Source organism: Dialister sp. UBA1703 (assembly GCA_002320515.1).
GTDB lineage: Bacteria > Bacillota > Negativicutes > Veillonellales > Dialisteraceae > Dialister.
This window is the reverse complement of sequence record DCJJ01000164.1, coordinates 128,786-138,984: the sequence shown is the minus strand read 5'-3', so window position 1 is coordinate 138,984 and position 10,199 is coordinate 128,786. Positions and strand designations below refer to the sequence as shown.

General features: G+C 53.3%; 11 protein-coding genes. 10 read left to right on the top strand and 1 reads right to left on the bottom strand.

Going from position 1 to position 10,199, the window contains the following annotated elements; genetic code table 11:
• Positions 1 to 124: 124 nt before the first annotated feature.
• Positions 125 to 1,612, bottom strand: a complete 1,488-nt coding sequence (locus tag B2Y11_RS08205; protein ID WP_291057969.1) for a lyase family protein — start codon at positions 1,610 to 1,612, stop codon at positions 125 to 127.
• Positions 1,613 to 2,612: 1,000 nt separating this feature from the next.
• Between B2Y11_RS08205 and ylxM the strand changes: the two genes are divergently transcribed.
• The 10 genes from ylxM to sstT all read left to right on the top strand — a co-directional run bounded on the left by ylxM (position 2,613) and on the right by sstT (position 10,014).
• A complete protein-coding gene (gene ylxM / locus B2Y11_RS08200) occupies positions 2,613 to 2,936 on the top strand; it encodes a YlxM family DNA-binding protein (protein WP_291057968.1) in 324 nt (107 codons plus the stop codon).
• A 9-nt stretch (positions 2,937 to 2,945) separates the two neighbouring features.
• Entirely contained in the window at positions 2,946 to 4,307 is a 1,362-nt protein-coding gene (ffh, locus tag B2Y11_RS08195; RefSeq protein ID WP_291057967.1) for a signal recognition particle protein, read from the top strand.
• Between the two features lie 28 nt (positions 4,308 to 4,335).
• Entirely contained in the window at positions 4,336 to 4,599 is a 264-nt protein-coding gene (gene rpsP / locus B2Y11_RS08190; protein ID WP_008859916.1) for a 30S ribosomal protein S16, read from the top strand.
• A 12-nt stretch (positions 4,600 to 4,611) separates the two neighbouring features.
• Positions 4,612 to 4,839 (top strand): KH domain-containing protein, encoded by a 228-nt coding sequence (locus B2Y11_RS08185; protein WP_291057966.1) that lies wholly within the window; start codon positions 4,612 to 4,614, stop codon positions 4,837 to 4,839.
• A gap of 11 nt (positions 4,840 to 4,850) precedes the next feature.
• Entirely contained in the window at positions 4,851 to 5,258 is a 408-nt protein-coding gene (locus tag B2Y11_RS08180; RefSeq protein ID WP_008859918.1) for a YlqD family protein, read from the top strand.
• Positions 5,230 to 5,757: a ribosome maturation factor RimM gene (rimM, locus tag B2Y11_RS08175; RefSeq protein ID WP_291057965.1), complete on the top strand. Its 528-nt coding sequence runs from the start codon at positions 5,230 to 5,232 to the stop codon at positions 5,755 to 5,757. Before B2Y11_RS08180 ends, rimM begins: the two co-directional genes overlap by 29 nt.
• Positions 5,758 to 5,833: 76 nt before the next feature.
• Positions 5,834 to 6,577: a tRNA (guanosine(37)-N1)-methyltransferase TrmD gene (gene trmD / locus B2Y11_RS08170; RefSeq protein ID WP_291057964.1), complete on the top strand. Its 744-nt coding sequence runs from the start codon at positions 5,834 to 5,836 to the stop codon at positions 6,575 to 6,577.
• Between the two features lie 2 nt (positions 6,578 to 6,579).
• Entirely contained in the window at positions 6,580 to 7,161 is a 582-nt protein-coding gene (locus tag B2Y11_RS08165; protein WP_291057963.1) for an RNA methyltransferase, read from the top strand.
• Between the two features lie 6 nt (positions 7,162 to 7,167).
• Positions 7,168 to 7,902 carry a YebC/PmpR family DNA-binding transcriptional regulator gene (locus B2Y11_RS08160; protein WP_291057962.1) on the top strand — a complete coding sequence of 245 codons (735 nt, stop codon included), beginning with the start codon at positions 7,168 to 7,170 and terminating at the stop codon, positions 7,900 to 7,902.
• An 855-nt stretch (positions 7,903 to 8,757) separates the two neighbouring features.
• Entirely contained in the window at positions 8,758 to 10,014 is a 1,257-nt protein-coding gene (sstT, locus tag B2Y11_RS08155; RefSeq protein WP_291057961.1) for a serine/threonine transporter SstT, read from the top strand.
• Positions 10,015 to 10,199: the final 185 nt, after the last annotated feature.

Here is a 10,199-nt window from a genome sequence, read left to right as displayed (position 1 = left end):
AAAGCAGACAGTGATTTAATCAGCACATCCCCAGCCATTTCTCATTAGAAAAACATTGCCTGCAAAAGGAAAACGCCCATCTGCATCACGCAGGTGGGCGTTTCTTGTTTCATTTCATGCAGTCTCACAGGAGTTTATTGAAGTCCTGGTTCAGTTTCTGCTCTGCAGAGGCCAGTTTCTTTTCAGTCTCTTCTGTCCATGCTTTGTTGTCGGCCAGTTCCTCTTTGGCCATCTGGATCATTTTGTCCAGCTCCGCCGGCTGGGGGCCGCCTTTGACTTTTCTGTTTCTTACAATGGAAGCAGGGGCTTTGGCGTGCTGCCATTCTTCTTCTGTCATGGGGAAGCTGCGTGGGAGATTGGGGTCACTTACGGAGACTTTGGCGTAAATGGCCTTGGCGTCTTCATAGGTGAAATCCCGGGGCGTGATGTCATGGGCCCGGGCGTAGGTAACGATTTCACTGGCGAAGTGATGGCCCATGCGGAAGGGAATACCGTGGTTTTTCATGAGCTCATCGGCAATTTCCTGGGAACAGGTCCAGTCCAGGTTCAGCTCTTCCAGGGAACGGGCAGGGTCGATGACCAGGTTATTCAGAATTTTATCCATGGAGGTGAGGACTTTGGAAGCTTGGGGCATGATGTCCCTGGCGCCGCTCAGGCGGCCGTCGGCCATGCCGGCGGGAATATTATGGGAGCGGAACATGGCTTCCACAGACATGCCGAGAAGGGTGGAGGCGTCGGTGCGGCAGCTGTTCAGAAGGCCCGGATTTCTTTTCTGGGGCATGGCAGAGGAGACGTAGGTATTGCCGCCGCCTTCTTTCAATATGATCCAGGGGCGGGGCTGGGCGTACTGCTGCATGATTTCTTCAATGAAGCTGGTGGTGTGGATGGCGATGCAGTTGGTGATGCCGCCGGTTTCGATGGGCGCTTCCTGGGGGAAAATCTGTCCTGCGTCGTAGGTGTTGTAGGCGATGGTGTCAAATCCAAGGTATTCTGCCATGCGGTCTCTGTCCAGTGGCCAGCCGGTACCGTTCAGCACGGTGCTTCCCATGGGAGAGCGGTTGAGGCGTTTGTAATATTCCCGCACCCGCTGCATGTCACGGCCATAAGCGTTGGCATAGGCGATGAAATAGTGGGCCAGGCTGTTGGGCTGGGCAGCTACGCCATTGGTGTAGTTGGGGATAAGAGTATCCTTATTTTCTTCTGCCAGACGGATGAAGTCTTCCTGCACCCGGTTCAGCTTTTTCGCCATGGTGAGAAGGTGTTCCCGCTGTTCCATAATGCCTACGGTAGTGAGCATGTCCTGGGAAGAGCGGCCGGCATGGATTTTCGTGACATCGGGGCCTGCAGCCTTGATGAGGTAGGGCTCAAAGGTAATCACATTATGGGGCCTTGCCGCACCGGGGAGGTTTCCATCCCGGAGGACCTTGTCGATGCCTTTGGCAAAGGCATGGCCCTCTTCCGGCGTAAGAAGGCCTTCGTCGGTATTGATGACATCGGAGGCTTTATTGATCTGCCCCAGCCAGTAGAAATTATCTCTTGGCGGCTGGGCGGCAAATACGGAGCCCGTGGAAATCAGGGCACAGAGGGTAAGTGCAAGTACAGGTTTCTTCATGGTATAACCTCTTTTCTTATTTTATATACTTATTATAGTGGATGGGAGGCAGAGAGAAAAGGTATTGAGACAATCAGATGTAAGATAATCAGATGCTGGGAGGCTGTCGGCTGTTGGCTTTCCAGCTTCCGGCTTCCGGCTTCCCGCCCACCCTTCATTCTTCGCTTCGCTCAGGATGAAGAGCGGGCGGGAAGGGAAAAGGCAGTACATCAGGCCCCTTCCACAGTAAGGAGTGTTAATAGGGTATGGAAAACCGGAATTATACTAAAATCAGTCATTGTTGGCAGGGACCATTCGGATGGGAGATTTCTCGACTCCCTTTCACTGGCTCCATGTAAAGGAAGATTCATACCGGCGCTGACCATCGCTCGAAATGACAGGAAAGCATAGAGCCACATCAGGCCCCTTAAGAAAGGCCTGCTATCCTCCGCCGCCTGTGGCCAGGCATTACGGTGTGCGCATGATGTGCAGGCTATGCTCACATATTAGCCCGGCTCAGAAATGTTGCTGATTTCTGCCCTTCAAAGGAAGGGGGCCTTGGCTTTTCGTCACGCAGCACGGAAGGCACAAAAGCAAATCCCGTAACGTCTTGCGTCCCCTTGAGGGGAAGAGAGCCACGGAGTGGCGAAGGGGTGTACGAGGTGGCAAGTCGCAATGATACTCTAGGCAGTCGCTTTTTCCGCCGATAGGCGGTATTACAAATCGCTTATAATAGGCCCCCGCGGGGCCTTGGCTTTTCGTTATGCAGCACTGAAGGTACAAAAGCAAGTCCCGTAACGCTGACTTTATAATCATCGCCCGCAGGGCGATACCACAATCTTCGGGCCGCAGGCCCGTCAAACCTACGAACCTTAAGAACTCTCAGCCCCGCAGGGGCTGTCAACCTTCCACTCTGAACCCTCTGAACCTGTGGGGCGCAGGGCGCCCCACCCTGTGTAAAGCAAATCCCCTTGACAAGGCTCTTTTCTTCCTGTATAATGAGTCACGTTGTGGTGATACTATGTCTATCGAAAATATCGTACGGAAGGCGGAGCTCCTGGATCGATACGGAGCGCTTCTGACGGATCGTCAGAGGGACTGCCTGGACTTATACTATAATGAAAATCTGACGCTGGCGGAAATCGCCGAGCATTTTCATATTTCCCGCCAGGCGGTGCATGATGCCATGCGCCACGGGGAAGAGCAGCTTATGACTTATGAGTCTGCGCTCCAGCTGGTTTCCAAAAAGCCGGAAAAGGAGCGGGCCATGAGGGAGCTGATGAAGCTGATACCGGATCAGCGGCGCCGGGAGGCCCGGGCGCTGATGGATTGTTTATGGGATTGAGGTGACCTTATGCCTTTTGAAAGTTTAGGAGACAAGCTGCAGTCTGCGTTCAAGGATCTCAGAGGGAAGGGCAAGCTGTCGGAAAGCGATATCGACGGTGCTCTCCGCGAGGTCAGACGGGCGCTTCTGGAAGCGGATGTCAATTTCAAGGTGGCTAAGGATTTTATCGCCCATGTGCGTGAAAAGGCCATGGGAGAGGAGGTCTTCGGCAGCCTGAAGCCGGACCAGACGGTGATTAAGATCGTCCGGGATGAGCTGACGGAGCTTCTGGGGGGCACCCAGAGCAAGATTACCCTGTCTTCTACGGGCATGACGGTGATCATGCTGGTAGGGCTGCAGGGGGCCGGCAAGACCACCACCGCCGGCAAGCTGGCGCTTATGTTCAAGAAGAAGGGCCACCGGCCGCTTCTGGCAGCCTGCGACGTGTACCGTCCGGCAGCTATCAAGCAGCTGGAGGTTTTAGGCCAGCAGACGGACGTGCCGGTGTACCGCATGCCGCCGAATGTGGATCCTGTACACATTGCGTCCTACGCAGTGGATACGGCCAGGTCCTATAACCGGGACATTGTCATTCTCGATACCGCCGGGCGCCTCACCATTGATGAGAAGCTCATGGCGGAGCTTCGGAATATCAAGGCTGAGGTGCATCCCCAGGAAATCCTGCTGGTGCTGGACTCCATGACCGGCCAGGATGCGGTGACTACGGCCAAGGCCTTTGATGAAAACCTTGGCATTGACGGGACCATCCTGACAAAGATGGACGGCGATGCCAGAGGCGGTGCTGCTCTTTCCATCAAGACAGTCACCGGTAAGCCCATCAAAATGATTGGCGTTTCCGAAAAACTGGACGGCGGGCTGGAAGATTTCCATCCGGACCGCATGGCGGGACGTATCCTGGATCTGGGCGATCTGGAAACTTTGATCGAGACGGCCCAGAGAAATATGGATGCCGAATCCCTGAAGGATGCGGCAGGAAAGATTCGGAAGGGTGAATTCACGCTGGACGATTTCCTGCGTCAGCTGAAGCAGGTGAGAAAGCTTGGTTCCTTCCAGTCCATCCTGGGCATGCTCCCGGGCATGGGCAAGTTCAAGGATCAGCTGAAGGATATCGACCTGGACGGCAAGGAAGTCAAGCATATTGAAGCCATCATCCTTTCCATGACCCCTGCAGAAAGGGCGAATGTGAAGATCCTGAACGGCAGCCGCCGTAAGCGCATTGCCAACGGCGCCGGCGTGAAGATCCAGGATGTGAACCGCATGATGAAGCAGTTTGCGGAAATGCAGAAGACCATGAAGAAGATGAAGGGCAAGAAGATAAATCCATCCAAGTTGGGAAATCTTTCCGGTTTCCCCGGGATGTTCCATAAATAATCGAGACCAATTCAAGGAGGTGAATTTCATGTTAAAAATTCGTTTGACCCGTATGGGTGCTAAGAAGAATCCTTTCTACCGTATCGTAGTTATCGATTCCAGAGAAGCAAGAAACGGCGCTCCTGCTGATACCATCGGCTGGTACGACCCGGCTAAACTGGACGCTCCGGTAAAGATCGATGAAGAAAAGGTTCTTTCCTGGCTTGGAAAAGGCGCACAGCCGACCGACACCGTTCGTTCTATCCTCAGAAAGAATGGCATCCTTGCTAAGTTTGCAGAAGCAAAGAAATAATGGGGGCCGCGTATGAAAGAATTAGTGGAAACACTTGTCAAGGCTCTGGTAAAGAACCCTGATGCCGTCTCCGTTACCGTAGTCCAAAAGGGCAGCCTGGAGATTTATCAGGTCCATGTTGCCCCGGAAGACATGGGCAAGGTCATCGGCAGAAAAGGCCGCATTGCCAATGCAATCCGCACCGTTGTCAAAGCAGGCGCCCTGCGTGAAAACCGCAAGGTGGCTGTGGATATTATTTGAGAGGTGCCTCAATGGAAGAAATGCAGATTCTTGTCCCGGTAGCTGTGAAATCCAAGCTCACCGAGACATTAAAGACCACTCTGCTCAATGAAATCGGGCAGAATATCAGCCGTGTCGAACATGATATGGCACAGCTGGAATTTGAAGCGAATGGCAAGCTGGCTGAACAGGCCAAAATCAACATTCAGGCCGTCGCTCCTCTCCGTGCCCAGTACGAAGCCCAGAAAGCCCGTATGCAGCAGGTGAAGGATAAGCTGAATGCTGACAAGGAACATCTGGAAAAGCTGGCTATCGGTGCTGAACTGAACCGTCAGCCCATGAACCGGATCGTCACCGTCCATGTGGGGGATGACATGAACGCCTTAACCGGCGGCGAGATCCTGGTGGAAGATGGAAAGATCATCGCTTTCCGCAACTGATATGAAACCCGATGAAATGATAATCGTCGGCCGAATCGTAGCCCCGCATGGTGTGCGGGGTGATTTGCGTATTCTTCCCGATACGGACAGGCCGGAGATATTTAAAAAGCTCAAAACCATCTATATCGGAGGGAAACCCTGCCGTCTCCTCTCCGCCCGCCCCCATAAGAATGTATACATCCTTCATGTGGAAGGGGTGGATGACAGGAACATGGCAGAAACCCTGATTTCCAAACTGGTGGAAGCCCCCTTCTCGGAACTTCCCCAAAGGGAAGAAGGGTCCTACTACTACTTCCAGCTCATAGGGCTTCAAGTAGTGACGGAAGACGGAAAGGCTGTGGGGACTGTGAAGGAAATCATAGAAACCGGAGCCAACAATGTGTACTCCATCAGCACACCGGAAGGGAAGGAAATCCTGATTCCGGCCATACCGTCATGCGTTCTCTCCATTGATGTCGAGGCAGGACGTATGACGGTGCGCCTGCCGGAGTGGGAATAGTTTTACCCTGTGTGCCGGCTGCCCATCCTTTACCGGAAAGAGGCAGGCGGCGGAAAGCCGCTGCGAGGCTGTCATCTTGAAAATTGATATATTATCCCTGTTTCCGGAATTCGTGGAAGCATTCTTTCACCAGAGTATGATCAAACGGGCCCTGGAAGCGGGACTTATAGAAATGGCTGTGACCAATCCCAGAGACTTTACCAAAAGCCGCCACAGACAGGTGGATGACACCATTTACGGCGGCGGGGCAGGCATGCTGATGATGTGCCAGCCGCTTTTTGATGCCTGCCATCACGTTCTCCCCGAAAAAGGCCCGAGGGACCGGGTCATCTTCCTGTCACCGGCAGGAAAGACCTTCAACCAGGACAAGGCGAAAGAACTTCAGAGAGACTATGACCATCTGGTGCTCATCTGCGGCCACTACGAAGGCGTGGACCACCGGGTGGAGGAACACCTGGCAGACGAACTCATCTCCATCGGAGACTACGTGCTTACCGGCGGCGAGCTGGGATCCATGGTCATCAGCGATGCCGTAGCCCGCATGGTGCCCGGCGTCCTGGGAGATGCAGGGAGCGCAGCCAGCGACTCCTTCTACGAACCCATCCTGGAATATCCTCAGTACACCAAACCGGCGGAATACAACGGATGGAAAGTACCGGACGTCCTTCTGTCCGGCCACCATGCCAATATTGCCCGGTGGAGAAGAAAAGAAGCCCTCCGCCGCACCATGGCATACCGCCCCGACCTTCTGGAAGGGCAGGAGCTCTCCAAAGAAGACAAAAAACTCATGGCGGAAATCAGGGAAGAAAAGGAGGAGTGACTATGGCACCTGTATACATAGGTCTCATCCACTATCCTATTTACAACAAACACATGGAAGTCGTCACCACGGCACTGACCAATTACGACCTCCATGACATTGCCAGAACGGCAAAAACCTATGACGTGAAAAAATATTTCATCGTGCATCCTGTGGAAGCACAGCGTGAAATGGCCCTTCGCATCATGAATCACTGGAAAACAGGCGGCGGCGTACACTACAATGCCAATCGCAAAGAAGCCTTTGAAGAAACCGAACTGGTTCCCACACTGGAAGATGCGATTTCATGGATTGAAAAAGAAACCGGCAAAAAACCGGCTATTGTCACCACCGACGCCAGGGTGTATCCCAATACTATCTCCTACGCAGCCATGCGGAGGAAAATCCACAGCGAGGATACCCCCATCTTCATCCTCTTCGGCACAGGCTTCGGCATGACCAAAGAAATGATGAAGAAATTTGATTACATTGTGGAACCGATTTATGGCGCCGGCACTTACAACCACCTCTGCGTGAGAAGCGCCGTGGCCATCATCCTCGACCGCCTTCTGGGCGAACCCTGGTGGAATAAAAAGGAGGAATAACTTACTATGTCCGGACATTCCAAGTGGGAAAACATCAAGCGCAAAAAAGGCAAAACCGATGCCATCCGCGCCAGAATTACCACCAAAATTTCCAAGGAAATCACCATTGCAGCCCGCATGGGCGGCGGTGATCCTGTAGGCAACATGCGTCTGAAGCTGGCCCTCACCAAGGCAAAGCAGAACAATGTGCCTAAGGAAAACATTCAGAGAGCTATCGCCAAAGGCGTAGGTGCTGCCAGCGGTGCAGGCTTCGATGAAGTCACCTACGAAGGCTACGGCCCCGGCGGTGCAGCAGTCATCGTTGAATGCAACACCGATAACAGAAACAGGGCGGCCGCTGACATCCGTCATGCCTTCACCCATCACGGCGGCTCCGTAGGCACTCCGGGATGCGTATCCTGGATGTTCAAGAAAAAAGGCTCCATCATCGTCAGCAAAGAAGCTGCCGACGAAGACACAGTCATGATGGTAGCCCTTGACGCCGGTGCAGAAGACGTCTCCTCCACCGAAGACAGCTACGAAATCACCACCACCCCGGAAGAATTCCTTACCGTATCCGATGTCCTTGAAAAAGAAGGCATCCCGGTAGAAGCATCCGAAGTGGCCATGGTGCCTGACAACTACGTCAAACTGGAAGGCGACGCAGCCCAGACCATGTCCCACCTGACCGCTGAACTGGAAGACTTGGACGATGTACAGGAAGTGTACACCAACGCAGAACTTCCGGAAGACGAAGAATAAGGAACTAAAAAAACTCCCTCCGGGGAGTTTTTTTAGTGAGAATTTTTAGAAGGTCAGACAGTAAATATGGGGCGGAAAGGTGAGCACGTAACGTCAGGCTCCTTCCTTTGGAAGGAGCTCCGCGGAGCGGTGAGGATAGGCCTTTGCCCGGCAAAGGCGCCGCCGACAGGCGGCATTACCAATGGCTCATAACAGGCCCCTGCAGGGCCTTGGCTTTTTGCGGGACGCACTGATTCAGCCGCAGAATCAGATTTCATATGCATTTTGGCCCAATACTGCGTCATAAGCCTCCTTAAATAGCTATGGCTATTTAAGGAGGCTTATGACGCAGTATTGAGCCAAAATGCAAGAATGAAATCTGATAACGACTGAATCACTGCGTCCCTTACGAAAAGCCGCTATACTCCGTCGCCTACGGCGCCCCCCTTCCAGAGGAAGGGGACACGGGCACTTCGCCATGCACCGCTGGTGACACAAAAGCAAGTCCCGTAACGCTGACTTTATAATCATTGCCCGCAGGGCGATACCACAACCCTCGGGCCGTAGGCCCGTCAAACTTAAGAACCCTCCGGCCTTTAGGTCGGTCAATCTTAAGAACCTTGCGCCCGAAGGGTGCCCCCTTTGAACCCTTTGAACCCTTGGCGTTCAATTTCACCTCATGCATACCCATGCTAAAAAAGCATTTAAAGATAAACTGATTGCAAGAGATACAGGAGCGTTGTATACTGTAATTGTTCACGGAAAGAATTCCTGTCCAGGAGGAGTCTTTCCCTCTTTTTGTGCGGCAGCGGGAAGCTGCCCTTTCTGTCTGTAGGAGGACGGAATTTATATTTTGGGGTGTGCAGGAGGTTTATTTTGCTTACAACAATTAAAAAATGGGTAACCGGCGTGGCGCTGATTAAGCAGATCGCCCTGGGGCTTATCATCGGTATCGTGATTGCCCTGTTTTTCCAGCCGGTGATTCCGGTGGTGAAGATTTTTGGTGACTTATTCGTCAAGGCATTGAAAGGGGTGGCACCGGTTCTGGTGTTCTTCCTTGTCATGAATGCCATGGCCCAGAAGAAGGAAAGCAAGGAAAACAGCATTCAGCCGATTATCGAGCTGTACATGATTGCCACTTTCTGCGCGTCTCTTGTAGGGGTGGGCATGTCCTTCCTTTTCCCCACCACTTTGAATCTCACGGTGGCACCGGATGCGAAACTGGCTCCGCCAAGCGGCATTGTGGAAGTGCTTCATACGCTCATCCTGAGCATTGTGGATAATCCGGTTTCCGCCCTTATGAACGCCAATTACATCGGCATCCTGGCCTGGGCGGTGATTCTTGGGATTGCCCTTCGGTCTGTGGCCGGTGATGTGACAAGAACCTGCCTCAATGATATTGCTGCTGCCATTACGAAAATGGTGGGCTGGGTCATCCATTTTGCGCCCCTGGGCATTATGGGCCTGGTGGCCGATTCCGTCGGAAGCGCGGGGCTGGAAGCCCTTCTGGGCTATGCCCAGCTTCTGGGAGTGCTCATCGTTTCCTATGGTCTGGTAGCCTTCGTCATGAACCCGTTCATCGTTTACCTGAAAACCCGCAAGAATCCCTACCCCCTGGTATGGGCTGCGGTGAAGGGCAGCGGCGTTTACGCCTTCTTTACCAGAAGTTCCGCCGCCAATATTCCGGTGAACCTGTCCCTCTGCAAAAGACTGGGACTGAATCCCGATATTTATACCATTTCCATTCCTCTGGGAGCCACCATCAATATGGCCGGCGCTTCCATCACCATTTCCGTGCTGGCTCTGGCAGCGGCTCACACCCTGGGCCTTGCCATCGACCTGCCCACGGCCTTCCTGCTTTGCATCGTTTCCTCCGTCGGCGCCTGTGGCACCTCCGGCGTGGCAGGGGGCTCCCTCCTCCTGATTCCGGTGGCCTGCGCCTCCTTCGGCATTGGAAATGATATTTCCATGCAGGTAGTGGCTGTAGGATTCATTATTTCCGTACTGGAAGATGCCTGCGAAACGGCGCTGAACAGCTCCAGCGACGTCCTCTTCACCGCTACCGCAGAATTTGCACAGCGGCGCAAGGCAGGCACCCTGAGAGCGGAAGACATGGTTCCCAAAGAAAAATAACTGATTAAAAAGGATAGGGAGAATGGACAGAGCTTCCATCAGAGCTCTGCCTTTTTCCCAAGGCCCATGTCATTTCGACCGCAGCGAAGTGGAGTGGAGAAATCTCATTCCACGATAGTATAAACCACATAGCGGCGGGAGATTGCGGGCTCAGAGTCTCGATAGAACAAAAGGCATTATCATCC

Bases quoted from the DNA above. Each gene is read 5' to 3' on its own strand.
- B2Y11_RS08180 (WP_008859918.1), top strand. From the start codon at position 4,851: ATGGAAGAAATGCAGATTCTTGTCCCGGTAGCTGTGAAATCCAAGCTC.
- rimM (WP_291057965.1), top strand. From the start codon at position 5,230: ATGGAAAGATCATCGCTTTCCGCAACTGATATGAAACCCGATGAAATG.
- B2Y11_RS08205 (WP_291057969.1), bottom strand. From the start codon at position 1,612: ATGAAGAAACCTGTACTTGCACTTACCCTCTGTGCCCTGATTTCCACG.
- B2Y11_RS08160 (WP_291057962.1), top strand. From the start codon at position 7,168: ATGTCCGGACATTCCAAGTGGGAAAACATCAAGCGCAAAAAAGGCAAA.
- B2Y11_RS08165 (WP_291057963.1), top strand. From the start codon at position 6,580: ATGGCACCTGTATACATAGGTCTCATCCACTATCCTATTTACAACAAA.
- ffh (WP_291057967.1), top strand. From the start codon at position 2,946: ATGCCTTTTGAAAGTTTAGGAGACAAGCTGCAGTCTGCGTTCAAGGAT.
- ylxM (WP_291057968.1), top strand. From the start codon at position 2,613: ATGTCTATCGAAAATATCGTACGGAAGGCGGAGCTCCTGGATCGATAC.
- rpsP (WP_008859916.1), top strand. From the start codon at position 4,336: ATGTTAAAAATTCGTTTGACCCGTATGGGTGCTAAGAAGAATCCTTTC.
- B2Y11_RS08185 (WP_291057966.1), top strand. From the start codon at position 4,612: ATGAAAGAATTAGTGGAAACACTTGTCAAGGCTCTGGTAAAGAACCCT.